Origin of the sequence: Scandinavium goeteborgense, assembly GCF_003935895.2 — a bacterium.
In the GTDB taxonomy this organism is placed as follows: domain Bacteria; phylum Pseudomonadota; class Gammaproteobacteria; order Enterobacterales; family Enterobacteriaceae; genus Scandinavium; species Scandinavium goeteborgense.
Genome location: NZ_CP054057.1, coordinates 45,598 through 63,247, shown reverse-complemented (window position 1 = coordinate 63,247; position 17,650 = coordinate 45,598). Strand labels below are relative to the sequence as shown.

16 protein-coding genes and 1 pseudogene are annotated in these 17,650 nt (G+C 54.6%); 3 read left to right on the top strand and 14 right to left on the bottom strand.

Annotated elements, in window-relative coordinates:
- Positions 1 to 66: 66 nt before the first annotated feature.
- From A8O29_RS00340 to tssB, 10 genes are all read right to left on the bottom strand, one after another.
- Complete coding sequence (locus A8O29_RS00340) at positions 67 to 276, bottom strand: hypothetical protein (protein WP_125353755.1); 210 nt, start codon at positions 274 to 276, stop codon at positions 67 to 69.
- 17 nt (positions 277 to 293) lie between these two features.
- A complete protein-coding gene (locus A8O29_RS00335; protein WP_246316606.1) occupies positions 294 to 761 on the bottom strand; it encodes a putative T6SS immunity periplasmic lipoprotein in 468 nt (155 codons plus the stop codon).
- On the bottom strand, positions 755 to 1,324 hold the full coding sequence (locus A8O29_RS00330) for a type IV secretion protein Rhs (protein WP_125353754.1): 570 nt from the start codon (positions 1,322 to 1,324) through the stop codon (positions 755 to 757). Before A8O29_RS00330 ends, A8O29_RS00335 begins: the two co-directional genes overlap by 7 nt.
- A 14-nt stretch (positions 1,325 to 1,338) precedes the next feature.
- Positions 1,339 to 3,984, bottom strand: a complete 2,646-nt coding sequence (tssH, locus tag A8O29_RS00325) for a type VI secretion system ATPase TssH (RefSeq protein WP_125353753.1) — start codon at positions 3,982 to 3,984, stop codon at positions 1,339 to 1,341.
- Positions 3,985 to 4,166: 182 nt separating this feature from the next.
- On the bottom strand, positions 4,167 to 4,658 hold the full coding sequence (hcp, locus tag A8O29_RS00320; protein ID WP_125353752.1) for a type VI secretion system effector Hcp: 492 nt from the start codon (positions 4,656 to 4,658) through the stop codon (positions 4,167 to 4,169).
- A gap of 3 nt (positions 4,659 to 4,661) precedes the next feature.
- Entirely contained in the window at positions 4,662 to 6,389 is a 1,728-nt protein-coding gene (locus A8O29_RS00315) for an OmpA family protein (protein ID WP_174081183.1), read from the bottom strand.
- 3 nt (positions 6,390 to 6,392) lie between these two features.
- Positions 6,393 to 7,046, bottom strand: a complete 654-nt coding sequence (tssL, locus tag A8O29_RS00310; protein ID WP_125353751.1) for a type VI secretion system protein TssL, short form — start codon at positions 7,044 to 7,046, stop codon at positions 6,393 to 6,395.
- Positions 7,043 to 8,380: a type VI secretion system baseplate subunit TssK gene (gene tssK / locus A8O29_RS00305; protein ID WP_125353750.1), complete on the bottom strand. Its 1,338-nt coding sequence runs from the start codon at positions 8,378 to 8,380 to the stop codon at positions 7,043 to 7,045. Before tssK ends, tssL begins: the two co-directional genes overlap by 4 nt.
- Before the next feature lie 18 nt (positions 8,381 to 8,398).
- On the bottom strand, positions 8,399 to 9,949 hold the full coding sequence (gene tssC, locus A8O29_RS00300) for a type VI secretion system contractile sheath large subunit (protein WP_125353749.1): 1,551 nt from the start codon (positions 9,947 to 9,949) through the stop codon (positions 8,399 to 8,401).
- A gap of 37 nt (positions 9,950 to 9,986) precedes the next feature.
- Positions 9,987 to 10,484, bottom strand: coding sequence for a type VI secretion system contractile sheath small subunit (gene tssB / locus A8O29_RS00295; protein ID WP_125353748.1), 498 nt, complete (start codon positions 10,482 to 10,484; stop codon positions 9,987 to 9,989).
- Between the two features lie 642 nt (positions 10,485 to 11,126).
- Between tssB and A8O29_RS00290 the strand changes: the two genes are divergently transcribed.
- Both A8O29_RS00290 and A8O29_RS00285 read left to right on the top strand, forming a co-directional pair.
- A complete protein-coding gene (locus A8O29_RS00290; protein WP_125353747.1) occupies positions 11,127 to 11,738 on the top strand; it encodes a DUF2913 family protein in 612 nt (203 codons plus the stop codon).
- 327 nt (positions 11,739 to 12,065) lie between these two features.
- On the top strand, positions 12,066 to 12,551 hold the full coding sequence (locus tag A8O29_RS00285; protein ID WP_125353746.1) for a hypothetical protein: 486 nt from the start codon (positions 12,066 to 12,068) through the stop codon (positions 12,549 to 12,551).
- 323 nt (positions 12,552 to 12,874) lie between these two features.
- Here the strand turns inward: A8O29_RS00285 and A8O29_RS22620 are convergent, their stop codons facing one another.
- Complete coding sequence (locus A8O29_RS22620) at positions 12,875 to 13,861, bottom strand: hypothetical protein (RefSeq protein WP_246316605.1); 987 nt, start codon at positions 13,859 to 13,861, stop codon at positions 12,875 to 12,877.
- A gap of 267 nt (positions 13,862 to 14,128) precedes the next feature.
- Positions 14,129 to 15,370: a hypothetical protein gene (locus A8O29_RS00275; RefSeq protein ID WP_174081181.1), complete on the bottom strand. Its 1,242-nt coding sequence runs from the start codon at positions 15,368 to 15,370 to the stop codon at positions 14,129 to 14,131.
- A gap of 10 nt (positions 15,371 to 15,380) precedes the next feature.
- On the opposite strand from A8O29_RS00275, the gene A8O29_RS00270 reads away from it, so the two are divergent.
- A protein-coding gene (locus A8O29_RS00270) for an IS3 family transposase (RefSeq protein WP_125355789.1) occupies positions 15,381 to 16,546 on the top strand; the annotation gives its coding sequence in 2 pieces (ribosomal slippage) (positions 15,381 to 15,645 and positions 15,645 to 16,546; 1,167 coding nt in all).
- On the opposite strand, the pseudogene A8O29_RS00265 reads toward A8O29_RS00270, so the two are convergent.
- Positions 16,536 to 17,303, bottom strand: a pseudogene (locus A8O29_RS00265) (IS66 family transposase); the annotation flags it as partial. The gene A8O29_RS00270 and the pseudogene A8O29_RS00265 sit on opposite strands and share 11 nt — an antisense overlap.
- Before the next feature lie 49 nt (positions 17,304 to 17,352).
- Positions 17,353 to 17,646 (bottom strand): IS66 family insertion sequence element accessory protein TnpB, encoded by a 294-nt coding sequence (gene tnpB, locus A8O29_RS00260; protein WP_125355842.1) that lies wholly within the window; start codon positions 17,644 to 17,646, stop codon positions 17,353 to 17,355.
- Between the last annotated feature and the right edge of the window lie 4 nt (positions 17,647 to 17,650).

Here is a 17,650-nt window from a genome sequence, read left to right as displayed (position 1 = left end):
CATGGGATAACCTGCAGTCCATGACTTTCTTGCCGACGGGCAAGTAACAGGTTTAATCAGGGGTACTCAGCGAGTACGAAAAAGCGTGATTACGGCTCCTGCCCCGAGGGTGCAGGCGAGGGTTTTCATCAGCAAAACGGTCATTTCAAAATTATTCATGCCGTATTCGCCGTCGCCACTAATGGGGATAAAGCGCTTAACGAATGTGTAAAAACACGTATCAGGAAGAAACAGCACTCCCGCCACCACTAAAGTTAAAAAAATAAAAACCTTCATGGCGTTATACCGGGGCACTATTCAGAAACTTCAATTGAGCCATAAGGCCTCGAAATTTCGCGATCGTTCAAAGGAAAGTTATATACCTGGGTATTATTAACACCTATTCCGACAACAAAATTCCGGGATTCATCTTTGCTGTTGGCTGAATGAAGCACAAATTCAACAATGTATTTATTACCATCCATGAAATGGTAGTAAGACGGTGGAATGCACAATGCACCATTAACAATCTTAAGATCTGGCGAGAAGTTAAATTCTTTCTCTTTAGGCGGCGTACCCCGAAGATTGATACCCATGTCTGCAGGCTGATAATCTCGAGCATCATGAATACTCATGCAAACATCATTACCTTTCTTGCTCACCTGCGCAGTTTCATCCAGGCTCATTCTGTCGCCAGGGCCCGGGCAGCCCGTCAGGGCTACCGACGACATGCCTAATGAAACGATAAAGATAATTTTTCGAAAATGGTTCACGCTCACCATGGAAAACCTCTCAGAGAATTTTTATACCCTTCACGTATTGCAGCCTCAGAAATGTCGCCATCAAGCGTAATGTCGGGGTACTTTTTATTTTCAAGGTGCCACCAGATTTCATAGCCAAATGTCTGTAAAACAAAATTATCGGCAATAATCTGTGCCTGCTGCTCCATCGGATAGTCACTCAGCAGGCGGCCATCAAGTGTATAGCGATAACTGACAAGCCAGCTCACAAGACCTCGTCCAATAACATTCATCCCTTTTTCACGCTGCCAGACATGGCTCATTTCATGAATAAACATATGCTGAAGCGAATACAGTGATTGTGAAAAATCATCCCGGTACTGATTGATGAAGTAGATTTCACCATTAGGCGTCATTGCCGTATTCGCATCCTGCGCATTAAACGGCAGATAGCTACCATGATGAATTTTCACCTTCTCGTAATCGATCCTGTTACCGAATACCTTTCTGGCTAAGGCGATTTCCCCGCTGGTCAGTTTTCTGACGGAATTATCGTCCTGCTTTTTGTCGTTCTTCTTTTTCTTCCCGGCATCATGAATGGTCATTCCCTGCCTCCGGATTAGCTTTCAGCCGCGCCTGAAAATTCAAGTCCAATCCCGTCTTCTTCATCCCATCCCAGGGTAAGTGAGTGGGGTTTCTGTTTCGCGGCCATATGAGTCAGCAGTTGCTGACTCAGCACCGGCAGGATTTGCTGGTTGAGCAGACTGTCGACGTTGCGCGCCCCGGTGTCCGGCAGCAGACAGGCGGCGGTCAGGGCCTCATACAGGCTTTCACCGATGTGCGTTTTCAGGCCATAGTGGCGGTGCAGACGTTGGCTCACCTGCTCCAGTTTCATCTGTACGATGGTGCGCATCGCGGTTTCCGCCAGCGGGCGATAGATTACTGTCTGGAAGCGGGCCAGCAGCGCGGGCTGGAAGTGGTCACGCAATATCGGGCGCAGCAGTTCGTGCAGGTCGCCTTCGGTGGCCTCCGGCTGTTCGTCCAGCAGTTGCATCAGGTGGTCGCTGCCGAGGTTGGAAGTCATCAGAATCACGGTGTTGCGGAAGTCGATTTCACGCCCTTCGCCGTCGCGCATGAAGCCGCGGTCGAACACTTGATAAAACAGGTTCATCACGTCACGGTGGGCTTTTTCCACTTCATCGAGCAGCACCACACTGTACGGGCGCTTGCGCACCGCCTCGGTCAGAATACCGCCCTGACCGTAACCGACGTAGCCCGGAGGCGAGCCTTTCAGCTGGGAAACGGTATGCGGCTCCTGGTACTCCGACAGGTTGATGGTGATGAGGGATTTTTCGCCGCCGTACAGTACATCCGCGAGGGTCAGCGCGGTCTCGGTTTTCCCGGTGCCGCTCGGGCCGACCAGCAGGAACACGCCCTGCGGCCCGTTCTCGGAGGTGAGCCCGGTTTTGGCCGCACGCAGACGCTGAGCGATGGCGTTGAGCGCCACGTCCTGGCCTACCACGCGCTTGCCGATTTCCCCTTCCAGGTTCAGCAGTTCGGTCTGCTCGTCCTTCATCAGCGAGGAAATCGGTACCCCGGTCCAGTCGGCAATCACATTGGCGATGGTGCGGGTATCAACATCAACAGACAGCAGCGGGCTGTTCTGCTGCATGCCATCTAGTTGCTGTTGCAGGTCACGGGTCTCACTCTGACGGGAGATATCCTTGCGGGTCTCCAGCAGTTGCTCCGTTAACGACAACTCCTGGCCGTACTGCGTCTCGCGCTCGTCCAGTTCGACAAACAGGGTGATTTCTTCCTGTTCAATCGCCGCCAGACGCTCACCCTGGCTACTGTTGCCGACGGCGATATCTTCCAGCAGCGCCTGCTTCTCGATTTCCAGGGCCGTGATTTGGGCGCGCATCCGCGTTAACGGCTCCGGCACGGTATCGAGACTCATACGCACACGGGCAGCTGCGGTATCAAGCAGGTCGACGGCTTTATCCGGCAGCTGTCGACCGGTCAGATAACGGCGCGACAGTGTCACGGCGGCGCGAACGGCCGCATCGGTAATGTGAACGTTATGGTGTTCCGCATAGCGGGATTTGAGGCCCCTGAGCATCAGGCAGGCAGTCTCGTCGTCCGGCTCGTCGACTTTCACCATCTGGAAGCGGCGTTCGAGTGCGGCATCGCGTTCAAAGTACTGTTTGTACTCGCTCCAGGTGGTCGCGGCGATGGTGCGCAGTTCCCCGCGCGCCAGCGCCGGTTTCAGCAGGTTGGCCGCATCCGCCCCACCCGCCTGATTACCCGCGCCGATGATGGTGTGGGCTTCGTCGATGAACAGCAGCACCGGATTGGGTGACTGCTGTACGGCATCGATGACGTTTTTCAGCCGCTGTTCAAATTCGCCCTTCACGCCCGCGCCCGCCTGCAACAGGCCGAGGTCAAGGGTGCGCAGGCTGACGGTTTTCAGCGATTCCGGCACATTGCCCTCGGCAATGCGCAGCGCCAGACCTTCCACCAGGGCAGTTTTGCCCACGCCCGGCTCTCCGACCAGAATCGGGTTGTTTTTACGGCGACGAGAGAGGATATCGACCATCTGGCGAATTTCAGTATCGCGCCCGAATACAGGGTCGATTTTGCCCTCTTTCGCTTTGGCGGTGACATCAAGGGTGAATTTATCGAGCGCGTTTTGCAGCGCCGGGTTCAGCTCACCGTCTTTTACCTCCGCCCCGACCGGACGGCCGACCATTTCGACATCGCCGCCCTGCTGGGCAAGTTCAGCGGCCTGCTGAAGGTCCGGACGCTCGTCGGACTGCGCATCAATCAGCGGACGCAGACGCTCCAGCTGGCTCTGGCCGAGCGTCAGTAGCGGCCACAGACCGTCACAGCGGACCAGTTTCGGTTTATCGACCAGCGCCATCAGCAGATGGACACTCCGGATATGTTCCTCACCGTTCAGGGAAGCAATCATCCAGGCTTGCTGCATCAGGGTCTGAATGTTGTCGGACAGAGCCGGTCGCCCGCGCACCGAGCGCGGCAGGTTGTCCAGCCAGCCGAGTAAATCCTGCCACAAGCCGTCCATATCCCATTCATAGCGACGCGCCAGCACCGTCAGGTCGCCTTCGCCCTGTTCCAGCAGTTTCAGGAGCCAGTGCTCCGGCAGAATTTCCGCATGGGCGCGGGTCTGGCAGAGCGAAGCCGCCCCTTCCATCGCACGGGCACAGTAAGGGTTCAGACGTCGCAGCAGGATGGCTGGGTTTTCCATGAAGTTCTCTCTTTGTCGGTTCCTGGACACGCTACCGCCCCTCGCTGTTTCCTGTGGTTCAGGAGACCAAAGCGCATACGGTCAGGCGGGCAGTTTGTGGGTTTCTTTGCTGAAGGTCCGCATCCGCAGGCTTTCAGCAAAGAAACAAAAAAGCGGACAGAGGGGACTGTCCGCTGGCAGACTTACGCGGTGGCGCGTTCGTTCCAGGAATCGGAATGAATGATGTTGCCGTCTTTGTAGGTCCAGGTGATTTTTTCGTAACGCAGCTCGATGGTTTCGAGGTGGTTATGTTTCTCGTAGCCCGGATCTTTGATGTCGTGCATTTTCGGCGCGACTTTCACCAGCTTGACGTTTTCCAGTTTGGTGTTGAAGTACTCCACTTCCTGGCCCGCATCGTTGATTTTGTACCACTTGAATTCAGCAGACTTCAGGGTCTGGCCGGTGGTCACTGCCTTGTACAGGTACGGGCTCGAGGAATCGATTTCCTTGGTGAACAGGAACGGCGTATGAATACGCGTGCCGGTCAGTTTGCCGGTGTTGTTATCGGTCGGGATGTACAGGTTGTGTTCCTGAGCGACCACTTCGATGCTGCCTTCACGATCCTGAACGTCTACGGAACCTTTGATGTCCGCACCGCCGTCGTCTTTCAGCCACAGATAAACAGGAATTGCCATGTGTTAGTTCTCCATTTCATTTTCAGTCACGCCATCATCCTGCGATGACGTGTTGGTATTGCCTGGGATCCGACAGGCATCGGCCTGCGGAACCAGACTGATTTCGACACGGCGGTTGAGCGCGCGGCCTTCCGGCGTGTCATTGGTTGCGACCGGTCGGCTTGCGCCGTAACCCTGCACCGCAAAACAGCTTTCCGGCACATCACCGGTATCGCGCATCCAGTCCCGCACCGCTTCGGCACGTTGCTGAGAGAGCGTCTGGTTGAGTTGTGGATTGCCGGTATTGTCGGTGTGGCCGGCCACCACAATCAGCCAGCCCGGCTTCGCCTTGATACCGACCAGCGAATTGACCAGCATTTTCGTGGACCCGGTTTTGAGCACAGACTTGCCGGAATCGAACAGCGACATGCTGTCGAGGCGCACGGTTTTGGGACCCTGAATGATTTTTTTGATAACCGGCGGCGGTGGCGGCGGCGGTGCCCAGTCATTCACAGCCGCTTCGACCGGCGGAGCCAGACGCAGTCCCTGATACAGACCCAGGCGATAACGCAGTGGCTCCCCGCGACGCTGCCAGTCGTCCAGCAATGCGCCATCGGCCCTGAGACGCTGCTGGGCCCGCAGTTTCGGGGCAACAGGCTTACCCGTCAGCTGGTGATACAACGCAAGGTGATCGCCAACATTACGAATGAGGCGCTGGTTGTTCATCCAGGACGCCAGCATCGCCAGTGCCAGGAAAATCCCCCCCAGTAATCCGGCATAGCGCCAGAACACCATTCTGCGGCTGACACCCCGTCGGCGCGGTAACGCCGGTAGCAGCAGTTCAGGTAACGGCAATGGCCCGGTGGTGACAACGGCATCCGGTGGCAGCGCCGTCACGGCAGTGATGTGCTGTTGCCAGAGATTGCTCGCGATACCGCTCACCGGCACCATGCACATGCCCTGCACGCAGGGCTTCATCACCGGCAGCTCGCCCTGTCGTACCGACAGCAGGTCATTCACCGCGCTACTCTGCCAGGCAAGCAGACTGTCCAGCCACAGGCCCTGGCTCAGGCGCGAAAGACACCCGTCTGAGCCAGTCTCCCGGGTCCACTCCGTCAGTGACACATTGCCCTGACCGGGCTGACACACCTGAATACCACTCCGCTGGTTTACCGTGGTAAACCAGACGGGCTCTGCCTCCGCGCAGGCCACTGGGGGCGATACCCAGGTAACGGTCCACAGCGGGGGGATCGTGCCAAATGCTGCACGGCACTGGACGACAGCTCGCTGCCAGCCCCGCAAAGACTGGGTAAAATCATCACCGGATGTGTGCAGCTCAGGCACCACCGCCAGCATGACGGAGATTTGCGACACCAGGGCCGGGCGCATCAGGCTCAGGTGCAGTGCCAGGAGTGGCAGTTGTTCCGCATCCTTCACCCACAAATACCAGCCCTGCCGGGTTTCCCGGTGACGGGAACCAGAGACAAACAGCGGGGCGTTGTCGCCACAGACGAGGGTAACCGCTCCCTGAAAATCTTCCGGCGGCAGGTTTTCATCCACAATTTCCCGGACAGCGGTCGCCCGCGCCTGCGAAGCCCGACGCTGACGCCAGAACATCACCCCGGACACCAGAACAACCAGCAGGCTGAGTGCCACACGGCTGCCTGTCGACAGTGGCCAGAATCCCAGAATGAGCCACAGCGCCAGCACGGCACCCAGGGCAGTTAACAGACTTCGGTACGCATCCCGCATCGCTTACCCCGGCCTGACAGTCTGGCTTACCAGCCCGGTAAGCGAAGACGAAAGGAAGAACCAGAGCGCCACCAGGGCGACAGCGGCCACAACCCAGGTCAGCCAGTACCAGCGACGACCGCTGCGCAGGCGTGATGCCCGGGCAACAATGGGGGCGTCCTGTGCCAGCGAGAAGGCCGGCACCCGTTCCGCGAGCGCGCGAACGATATCATCCCGGCGCTCATCATCCTGGGCACGATACTGACCGACGAACCCCAGTTGCAGGGTCCGGTACATGCAGGTCAGGACGGCGGCGTCAGGGGCGGTTTCTTTCAGCAGGTTGCGGATCCGTTCCCACAGCTCCTCACCGGCATTGAGGGTGCCAAAGAAGTGAGCCTGTAACGGATCACGGCGCCACGTCAGGTAACCGTCATCGGTGGTTCCGCGGTTCATCACACTTTCATCAAGCAGGGCACACAGGGCGTACACCATATGGTCACGGCTGATGTCGCTGTAACCTGCCTCCGTAAGCGCAGCCTTCGCCTCCTGCACCAGACGGCAGGCCCGGCGATAGAGCCCTTCCCCGTCCCGGACTTCCTGCCCACCTCGCAGCTGGCTGGCCATCAGCCAGCCCGGGTAGAAAATGCGGTCTATCTGGCTGAGTTCGGATTTATTCATGAGCGCAGCACCGCAAAGAGTTCAAGTTTCACATCACCGAGTGAGCCCGGGGTGTAGAAGGTACAGCTCCCCGCCTCAAGCATCGCCCGGGCGGCATCCGTCGACAGATCCAGAGAGAAATACTGGTTTTCCAGACGCAGCGGGATAGCCGCCGGCACTTGGGTGAGCGGTTTGATCACCATGCCACTCAGGGCCACATTCACCACATCCGAGACATCGTCGAAGCTGCCGGCCTTGCACAACAGCGGGAATTTCGTCTGGAGCTCGTGATTGGGCATGGAAGCGCGCACGGACAGGTAGAAATCAGCCCCTTCGCGCAGACGCGCATCGTGCAGGGAGCCTTTCCAGATCTGGTCGTGATGCTCAAGCTGGATGCTCACCACCCGTGACGGCAGGCTCGCTTCAAGGAGTTTGTCCAGCAGCGTCAGTAACGGCGGGAACACCTGCTCAGGGGTATCGTGCTGATACGCCGGAATATCACCGGCATCGTGCTCCAGCGAGAAGGTCAGCAGGCTGCCGGCCAGGCGGGTCAGTTCCCGGTACAGCAGTTCCGGATGGCGCGATGGCGTCTGCAACAACTCCACCAGGACCGGTTCGGCACTGTTCAGGGCATTGAGCAGCCAGAACAGCGACACGTCAGCCACCGCGAAATCGGCCATCCGCTCATTGCTCTCACGGCGCATGGCCATCAGGCGTCGACGACGGGCCTGCAGACGCACCAGAAGGTCACCCAGCTCGGTGACCAGTAACGGACTGGCAGAAAGCGACAGCATGGGCGGGACAAACGCCGGGTCACGGCTCCACTGCCCCTGGGCATTACGCACCAGGCGGGCCACCGGACAGGTCAGGTATGACGTGTTTTCCTGGCTGGATAAGCGCAACGTGATAGCGTGGCGCAGAATGGCCAGCTCCCCGCTTTCGTGCCCGGCGAGCTCCTGCACCACCACCCGCTCGGCTTTCCAGCGGCGCGGGCGTTCGCTGTCATGCCCGTTATCCAGATTGCCGCCGTTCGCACTCAACAGCGGCAGCGCGGCGACCACCTCGGTGGCCTCCATGCCGGCGGCAGAAGACAGGTCACAGACCGGCGGCAGCGTGTCCGCCAGATCCGTATCCACAATCGTGCCATCCTGAAAACGCAGCACCAGTCGGGTCGCATTCAGTCGGGACAGCGCGAGCGCCGCGTCATCAAACTCCGCGGCCACTACGCCCCAGGGATGCGCAATTCCCATCCGGGCCACCGTGTCGGCAACGTGTTCACTCCACCGGCCCTGCTGCTGAAACTGTTGCGGGGCCAGTGCGGCCCCGTCCTCCCAAAGTGGGCGATAAATTTTCATCCCTGATTATCCCTCGCCTTACGCTTTCGCTTTCGGCATCTGGGAAACCAGTGACAGATTCACATCCATGCCTTCCACCTGGAAATGCGGCACGGCGAACAGTTTTACGCGGAAGAAACCCGGGTTGTCTTCGATGTCCTCGACCAGCACTTTCGCATCGCGCAGCGGGTGTGAGGCCTGCAGCTCGTCGCCCGGATCGGTCATTTCCGTCACCAGACCACGCACCCAGGTGTTGAGCTCCAGCTCCAGCAGACGACGGTCTTTAGTGGTACCGATGTTTTCACGCTGGATAAGCTTCAGGTAGTGGGCAATACGCGACAGCAGGAAGATGTACGGCAGACGGGCGTTAATACGGCTGTTAGCGGTCGCATCGGCGGTGTCATACAGTGCCGGTTTCTGGGTGGAGTTCGCCGAGAAGAAGCAGGAGTAATCGCGGTTTTTGTAGTAGGACAGCGGGATGAAGCCGAGGTTGGCGAATTCAAATTCGCGGGTTTCCGGGATCATGACTTCGGACGGAATTTTTACCTGATTACCGGTACCCAGGTCGTACAGATGAATAGGCAGGTCTTTCACTGCACCCCCGGCCTGCGGGCCACGAATTTGCACGCACCAGCCGTTGCTGATGAAGCTCTTCACCATGTTGGCGGCAAACGCGAACGAGGCGTTGGTCCACAGGTATTTGTCGTGATCCGGGCCCTTCACTTGTTCCACATAGTTGAAGCTGCGCACCGGCACGGTGTCCGGGCCATACGGCAGACGGCCGAGCACGCGCGGCATCACCAGACCGATATAGCGGGAATCATCCGTTTCACGGAAGGATTTCCATTTGATGTATTCGGCACGGTCGAAGTAGTTGCCGATATCTTTAATGGCTGCCACCTCTTCCATCGAATCTTTAAGGAAGAATTTCGGGCCAGCGGAACCGATAAACGGCATATGGGCCGCGGCAGACACTTTGGAGATGTTACGCATCAGCGCCACGTCCTGGGCTGACGCATCAAATTCGTACGCTGAAATCACGGCCGCAATCGGCTCACCACCCGGGGTGTCGTATTCCGCGATATAGGTCTGCTTGTACAGCCCACTCTGGATAATTTCCGGGCAATCCTCGAAGTCCTGACGCAGCTCCTCTTTCGACAGGTCGAGTAATTCCAGCTTCACGTTCTGGCGGAAATCGGTTTTATCGACCAGCGATTTCAGGCCCCGCCAGACGGATTCCACCTTCTGAAATTCATCATTGTGCATGATTTCATCCAGCTGGCGGCTTATCTGGAAATCCAGCTCTGCGATGTGGCTGTCCAGCAGGGTCTTATCCAGTTTTTCCACTTTCTGGCCGGATTTCTGCAGGCACTGCATAAACACCTGAACGGCCGCAGTCACTCGGGCATTGGTCGACGTTTCGGCCATCACCGTATTATCATCAAACCCGTTCAGATTGCCCATTTCGGCAACCGGCTGCAGATTAATTTTGTCGAACAGTGAGGCATATACCCCACCCTGCGAAAGTTTTTTTTCGACAGTGGCGCCGCCCGCCATATTCCGGGATTCATTATTAACTGACATTAGCATTTACTCGTTTTTATTCCGTTAAAAGAAGTCCCGGTCATTAAGCCTGGGTCGGGGCAAGCGCATTCAGCTCACTGCGCAGTTCATCGGACAGCGCGGGGTCTTTTAATATGGTTTCCAGTTCTTTCCTGAATGTCACGTTATCAAGAAGGTTGGATTTCAAATCACGTAACAGATTACGCATGGACAGCATGGCCCGAAGCTGGGGAATTTGACGCGCCACCGCCTCAGGTTCAAAATCTTTCATATCCTGAAAGGACAGCGTCACATTTTCTTCAGAGCCGTCGTTGGCGAGAGTGTTCTTTACGGTGAGGTTAACTTCGGGATTAAGTTCAGTCAGGACGCTGTTGAAATTGTTTTTTGTGACGTTGATTTTTTCGCGCTCGGACAATGGCCCCTGAGCCTTGCCATTGCTGAAGTCGCCGACGCTCAGCATTTTCAAAGGGAGCTCAACTTTCTTCTGAGCACCGTTCGTAAACAGGTCTAATTTTATATTTACGCGCGCGCGCGGTATCTCGTTCTGAAATGATTCAGACATATACATTAATCTCCTGAATGAATTAATCCCTTAGCCGGGCACAGTGTCACCATAGAAAATGGGCCTTCTAATTTTAACGTCTGATTCGTCGCAGGGTAAAGCGGATAAAACGGAATGAGTAATGTTAGCCAGCACCAGTGAATGTTAAGTGTGACTACACTTTACCGGTATAGCTGGGCTGAGCAGGAAGAGTAAACCCTGAATTCAAATTAACTAAAAACGTCCTCACATAAATTAAGAAATCTCATACAATCAGAATAGCTTCAGGATTAGTGTGGAAAAACGTTAAATAGAATTTCAAGGTCCGTTAGTGGACTTAGTTGGCATATTTAAATAATTTTAAATATCATTTCCGATGCTGAAATAAGACAATAATCACCTGGCTATCCTGAAGTGCAACACCCGAGATCAAAACCGCATCTGTAGAGCTGAAAGCACGGGCCATTCACCGTATGAATGATCGCCCGCATTCTGTTGAACGCGTCAAAGATATTGCCGCCTATCTTATTGTCTCCATCAACGGGCTCTACAGCCGTGTGGAGAAGGAAGCAGGATAACAAGAGTAATGGGAACGCGCAGGATTCAAAGCTCCGCATCAGGACTGATACACTCTCCTTCTCAGGAGCCGCAACCGGACAGACAATGACAGAAACCACACTGGCAGCCAGAACTGCCCACATGGCATGGTGTGCGCTTATCGCCCTCCACACAGCACTTCAGGACGGCGCTGTGGCGTCAGAGGCACAGCAAACCCTGTTTATTACCCGCTGGCTGGCAGAAGCAAAACGTACCCGCCGCTTCCCCCGTGAAGCCACCCGTGATATCGACTGGCTGCTCAAACAGGGCAGGACGCTGGGCGTGCGGGCAAAACTGCCGTTGAAGCTCAATTTTCTCTGGGATACGACCACGGGCACCCTGGAAGAACAACCCGATCTTTACCGGCTCAGTCATGCACTGGACACGGCGCGGGAATATCACTGGGTATACCAGATGCTGTCGGATGAACAGTGGCAGGGGCGCCGACGTCTGACGCTGAATCCCGAAGTCAATGGCGTTTACGTGCTGAAATCGTCGCTTGATGCGGCATTTAACGAGGCGGGAACACAATGTGCGCCTGTCAGGGCGCGCATCACCGGCAACGTATCAGGCTTCCTGGCGCTACTGGAAAGCAGTGGCTGGAGAACAGAACAAGAAGATGCAGATCAATATTTTCTGAATACGCGTGAGCCCTGCTCCCTGAGTCCCAGTGAATGATGAGCCTGGGCCTTAAGTGATGGCTCTCGCTCAGCGGGTAACGTCACCGCCAACAAAATTCTTACTCCGGCTCTGCAATTTGCCATCAGCGCGGAACATATCAACGGTACCTTATGCCAGTAGTGGTTATTTCTTCACTTTTCCGTCACGGCGGGCGGCACCCTATAGCTCGACCTTATATCGATGTTCACTTCCGCCGGTCAGATCCGGTTTCTGTCAATTCCGGATATTGTCTTTCTATGATCGAAGCCCACTGGTGATGACATTGTTGGATAGATTGTTTTAATCTGCTGGTCACACCATAACTTGCTGGACTAGCTTATTTTTATGAGAATACAGGTTAATCAGTATCCATCGGATATGAACCCGCTCCGTTATCTGGTTAGAGTGGAGAAGCCGAAAGGACTACTGAGTGAGTATGTTGTTGAATTCAGGAGTGGTGTTGATCTTGCCCCATATCTGGACAGCTTTTACACCGTAGCAGAACTAAGCAATAGCACCTTAATGGTGGATTTTTTCGACATACAGGCGCTTTATTCAATCAGTGGTCGTGAGAAGTTTGAACAGTACACTGATATGCATTACACCGAGGAAGAGCTTGAAAGGCTTTTTGTCGAGGGAATTGCTGAAGCGATTTTTGACGTTGTCGAACGTACTGGGGCAACCATCGTGTTCACCGCGCCTTATAAAGAGACTTTGGCACGCTATTATCATCGACTGTTGAAGAAATATGCGGCTGATGTAAACTATACATACAGAGAAGACATTCGGGAGGAGGTGAATTTTTATGTACTCGAAACCGACAAAAGATAAAGTTATGCGTCTTACTCCGCGTACGCTTTCCTCTCAGGAAATGTCGCGCAATCAGTCAATTCATGATGCCCTGAAGGACGTGCTCGTTTCTGAACTTAAGCAGACAGGTTCGCTTGGTCATAAAGGACGTATTGTCACAACAAAAGCACCACGACTGAAAGTACGATAGATCAGCTCCTGATAATACCATCACATCAATTTCTGAGACCAGTTCCTGACTGGTCTCATCCAAATAACGTCGGACTCCATTGTAATTCAATTAAAAAAGCCGCATGAGCGGCTTATGATTTTCATCCATAAAGGCCGCCGCAGCGGCATGGGTTTTACAGTATGTTGACAGGAATGGTTGAAGCATAGGCCTTGAGGGGGTCATCAACTTGACTGACGAGCGCGGCCGCGACTTCCGTCAGCGTCCGGGTGTCCCCTATCTGAGGGGCCACCACGCTGTAGCAGTGCAGGGAGCAGGACTCTTCCCGGAAACGGAACCCCATACTGAGGACATTGTTGGCAAGAAGAATAGGGGCTCCATAGCCCGGATCAGGCGTCAGAATGTGGCCATTACAGTTAGGCAGGGTAAACAGCTGAATAGCGTCAGCCGGCAGAGCCCGGGTGTTCTCGGTGCGGAGCGTCAGCAGGACCTGTCTCAGCCCTTTCGCTCCATTTTCGCCCTCAAAAATCTCTGCCTGGCTGTAAACGCCTTTGGCCCGGGCCTGATAAAGACGCTCTGCGGGATCAAGACCCAAAACACTGCGCAGCTGGTTAATCTGCTGGTAATAATCCTGAGGCCTGTACCACGGCCCCCAGAAGCAGGCTATGTGGGCCCAGAACGCTTCAATCGTCTGGTCATCAAGCCGGGCGACCTCACAGAACAACGAAAAATACAAAGCTGTCCCCCCGTAGAACTGCTGCCCCCGCGGCAGAATCTGGCTGGCCCGCATGCGCAGGTACTGGGCATTACGAAGCAGAATACGGGTCAGATCATCCTCCGTGCGGATGCCCAGTAGATCGCGGTAGGCGGCCTCGATCTGGGGGGCCGGCGGAGCAGCACTCCATGCCGGCAGTACAGAGCTGCCGTTATACTGGGCAATATCCTGGTCCAGCGACGCTACAAGCGGGCTTTTTATGCAGAAGACGTGGAGAATACTGCCCATGCTGGCACCCACCATCTCGCGCAGCAGTGCGGACAGATTAATGTCGCGGGCTTTGGCCACTTCCTTCAACGCGAGGCCCTGATCGGCGGGGATGCCCTTGAGCGAAACTGACATCGTGCCCTGGGATTCGTTTTGTCCGGAAGAAATATTTTTGTCCATAATGAACACCTCTTTGACGCTGTAATCTAAAAAGAATATTTTCCCACATGGTGGTCTTTATAACACAGCCAGCAGGAGTTATTACCTTTACTCATTTGTATTACCAAGGCAAGGTATTTATTACCTTTTCTACATTTCTCTTTTCTGGATCCGAAAAGCGGTAAAGCAGGAGGTTATTCAGGTATACAACTATGATTGCAACTGAAAAAAAGAACCTGCTGGGCAGGTTCCCTGGGAATTGTTGGTAAAATGACTTTGCTGGAAAAATCAGAATGATTTGCTGAGTGCGATAGCTTTATTGATTTCGTCAGTCTGCTCAGGGAACAGACCTTCGGCCTGGATCCGCTCAAGCCTTTCAATGATTACCTTTTCACCACCGAACAGAGGGCTGACATCATTTAGATTCAGAACCAGATAGTGTCCGGTTGCACTGGAGATAATATGAGAGCGCAGACTCAGCAATAACGTCAGAAATGCCTCGTCACAGGTAACGTGTTGTGAAATCCAGGCAATCAGTGTTTCCTGGCCTGCAATTTCCTGCCAGGCCCAGACAAATCCTCCCAGCTCACCTTCCTGCAGAAGCTGCAATATCAGCTCACCATTATTCAGGCGCTCACTAAAGTTGCTGCGAACGTGGTTCAACTCTTCATCTGTCAGCACACGTTCCTGCTCTGAGGCGGCCCGGTTGCCAGCCAGCCCATTCTGCCACAGCAAATCGCGGATATAATTCGCAATCCAGACCCTGGCGGTTCCTTTCATAGTCAGTGAAAGCAGTGTTTCCATCGCCTTCGCCCGGTCATTATCCAGCATCCTTTTCAGAAGACGATCAGCCACTGTGTTTACATCAAGATCATACCGGGAAAACCAGCGATTTCTTCGCCGGTAACATGCGTTTATCTCATCACCCGAATTAAAGAAGAAGGTCAGCAAGCCAGAACACTCTTCTGTAGTACGCTCGTTTATCATTGGCCGTGTCATCTGGCTCAGAATATGCTCAAACCAGGTACGTGAGGACACACCATTGCTGTTGATCCGGCCTAACAACTCCTGGGCCATCGACAGATAATCTTCGGGATTACTACTTTTACGGAAAAGATCATCAAAATACGCTGGCGGAAGAACGTTCTGCGGCGAGGAAAATGCAAAGTAATAACGCCAGTATGCAGTGCTGCCGAGGCGGCGGTTGGCTGTCATCACCGCTTTCTCGTCCTCACCCACCTGAGCGAACAATTTCACATTATCAGCCTGATACCCCGAAATTCCCGGAATCAAGTGACGCAGTCGGATTGCAGATTTTGCCTCTGAAGAGCGAAATCTGGACAAATATTCGCCCAGATTTTGCGCCAGCTGTTTTTGTTCCTCTTCACTGACACTACCGTCCCCGGATTCCACGATGGCCCGCTCTGTCAGATATTCTTCTGTCCAGTTATACAGCCCGGAATTGGTGGTTGTAGTGGATCGGTAATTCAGGACACCTCGAAATCCTGTTAATGTTAAAACAGTGAACATGAGGTGATACATGATCAAAACTCGTCGGACTAAACGCACATTTTCCCCGGAGTTCAAACTCGAAGCTATCGAACAGGTTGTTAAATACCAGCGAGATGTACGGGAAGTTGCTCAGGCGCTCGAACTCAACCCTGACCATTTGCGCAAATGGATACGGCTTTATAAGCAGGAACTTCTGGGTATTGAGCCCGTCGGCAATGCTATTACTCCTGAACAGCGCGAAATTCAGCAGCTTAAAGCGCAGATAAAACGTCTTGAGATGGAAAAAGAAATACTAAAGCAGGCTGCCGTGCTGATGAGCGAAGCCCCCGGAAAGTTATCGCGCTAATCACACGGCTGAAAGCAAAGTGGCCTGTGCAGGTTCTTTGTCATTTATTCGGTATTCACCGTAGCGTTTATTACGCGCAGGTGAAGCATCCGGTTAATGTACAAAGAATTGCATTACGAAGTCGGGTGAGAGCACTGCATGCTCTCAGTCGTGGTGCTGCAGGGAGTCGGGCAATCAGCCAGATGTTACGCCAGAGTGGCGTTGATGCAGGCCGGTGGCTGGCGCGACGACTGATGCAGGAATGCGGGCTGACCAGTCACCAGCCTGTTAAACATCGCTACCGAATAAATGAAGACAACAGTCCGGCATTGCCAAACTTATTGAACCGGCAGTTTAACCCCGCCGCACCAAACCGCGTCTGGTGTGGCGATATCAGCTTTATTCGCCTGCAGGACAGGTGGTGCTATCTCGCGCTTGTTGTTGATTTATATTCACGCCGGATTATTGGTTCAGCCCTCTCATTAACCGCTGATGCTGATTTGGTATGCAGGGCTTTGCGTAATGCCCTGGAAACACGGCCGCGTAATGAACGTCTTCTGTTTCATTCAGATCAAGGAGTTCAATATAAAAGTAATAAATACAGAAAGTTACTTTGGCGTTATGGGGTAATGCAAAGTATGAGTCGCAGAGGGAATTGTCTGGATAATTCGCCGATGGAAAGAGTCTTTCGCAGCCTTAAAAGTGAATGGCTTCCCAAAGGTGGTTATGGTGATTTTAGCCATGCGGTACTCGACATAAACCAGTGGATAAATGGTTATTACAACATGTACCGCCCTCATACGAACAATGGTGGATTATCGCCTTACCTGCATGAAGAAAAGTGGAAGCAGGTTATTCCGGTGTCCTGATTTTGTGATCCACTACATCCGCGTGGAGCTTCCCGTCGGTCAGCACGTATTGCTGCAAGGCCTCTTCCAGCGGGGACAACAACCGGCAGCATGCATCCACCCAGCCCGACAGGAGTGACCGCCGCAACTCCACACCCTGGCGGCCGTATATCTCTGACTGGCGGTACAGTGGCGTATGCTCTGCATATTTTGACGTCAGGACCCGGGCAAGCAGACCAGACCCGGCGATACCCCGCTCGATGGGACGTGACGGGGCGGGTGCCTGCACGATAGCGTCGCATTTTGTGCAGGCGTGCTTTTCCCGCACCGTCCGGATAACCCGGAAGGCACTGCGCATTAGCTCCAGCTGTTCCGCGCTGTCCTCACCCAGATAACTCAGCGAACCGCCGCAGTCCGGGCAGCATGACGCTGCCGGCAGCAGCCGTTTTTCATCACGGGGAAGTGATTCAGGGAACGGTTTACGGGTGCGGGTCTGACGCAGCGGACGCTGAACTTCCGGGTCATCCACCCGGCCGGTAATCTCGTCGCTTTCCTTCTGAAGCGCCTTCAGGTCGACTTCCATCTGTGCGATACGGCGGGAGACTTTTTCGGAACGGCTGCCGAAGTTCATCCGGCGCAGCTTGTCCAGTTGCGCCTGCAGATGGTCTATTTCGCGTTCACGATCGGCCAGTTTCTCCAGCAGAACACGGTTCAGCGCTTCCTGTTCGGCCAGGCGCTGTTTCAGCTGCAGGATGTCATCAGAAGAGGTGTCGTTCATAAGCCCGTATTTTACCAGGCTTATTCAGCAACAACCAGGATAAAGAGATTTACAGCATGGTCAGGGATGTCAGCAACCGCTTTGGCTGCCGCCAGTCGATGCCTTCCATCAGCATCGCCAGCTGCGCCGGGGTCAGGAACACTTTGCCATCGCGGGCCGACGGCCAGGCGAAGCGTCCACGCTCCAGCCGTTTCGTGAGCAGACACAGCCCGTCACCGGTTGACCAGAGCAGTTTGACCTGGCTGCCGCTGCGTCCCCGGAAGATGAAGACGTGGCCGGACATCGGATCGTCTTTGAGCGTCGTCTGCACCTTTGCGGCAAGACCATTGAAGCCGTTGCGCATAATC

Coding starts and splice junctions, on each gene's coding strand:
- tssC (WP_125353749.1), bottom strand. CDS start 9,949: ATGCTAATGTCAGTTAATAATGAATCCCGGAATATGGCGGGCGGCGCC.
- A8O29_RS22620 (WP_246316605.1), bottom strand. CDS start 13,861: ATGGACAAAAATATTTCTTCCGGACAAAACGAATCCCAGGGCACGATG.
- A8O29_RS00335 (WP_246316606.1), bottom strand. CDS start 761: ATGGTGAGCGTGAACCATTTTCGAAAAATTATCTTTATCGTTTCATTA.
- A8O29_RS00315 (WP_174081183.1), bottom strand. CDS start 6,389: ATGCGGGATGCGTACCGAAGTCTGTTAACTGCCCTGGGTGCCGTGCTG.
- tssL (WP_125353751.1), bottom strand. CDS start 7,046: ATGAATAAATCCGAACTCAGCCAGATAGACCGCATTTTCTACCCGGGC.
- tssB (WP_125353748.1), bottom strand. CDS start 10,484: ATGTCTGAATCATTTCAGAACGAGATACCGCGCGCGCGCGTAAATATA.
- A8O29_RS00330 (WP_125353754.1), bottom strand. CDS start 1,324: ATGACCATTCATGATGCCGGGAAGAAAAAGAAGAACGACAAAAAGCAG.
- A8O29_RS00340 (WP_125353755.1), bottom strand. CDS start 276: ATGAAGGTTTTTATTTTTTTAACTTTAGTGGTGGCGGGAGTGCTGTTT.
- tssK (WP_125353750.1), bottom strand. CDS start 8,380: ATGAAAATTTATCGCCCACTTTGGGAGGACGGGGCCGCACTGGCCCCG.
- A8O29_RS00290 (WP_125353747.1), top strand. CDS start 11,127: ATGACAGAAACCACACTGGCAGCCAGAACTGCCCACATGGCATGGTGT.
- hcp (WP_125353752.1), bottom strand. CDS start 4,658: ATGGCAATTCCTGTTTATCTGTGGCTGAAAGACGACGGCGGTGCGGAC.
- A8O29_RS00285 (WP_125353746.1), top strand. CDS start 12,066: ATGAGAATACAGGTTAATCAGTATCCATCGGATATGAACCCGCTCCGT.
- tssH (WP_125353753.1), bottom strand. CDS start 3,984: ATGGAAAACCCAGCCATCCTGCTGCGACGTCTGAACCCTTACTGTGCC.
- A8O29_RS00275 (WP_174081181.1), bottom strand. CDS start 15,370: ATGTTCACTGTTTTAACATTAACAGGATTTCGAGGTGTCCTGAATTAC.
- tnpB (WP_125355842.1), bottom strand. CDS start 17,646: ATGCGCAACGGCTTCAATGGTCTTGCCGCAAAGGTGCAGACGACGCTC.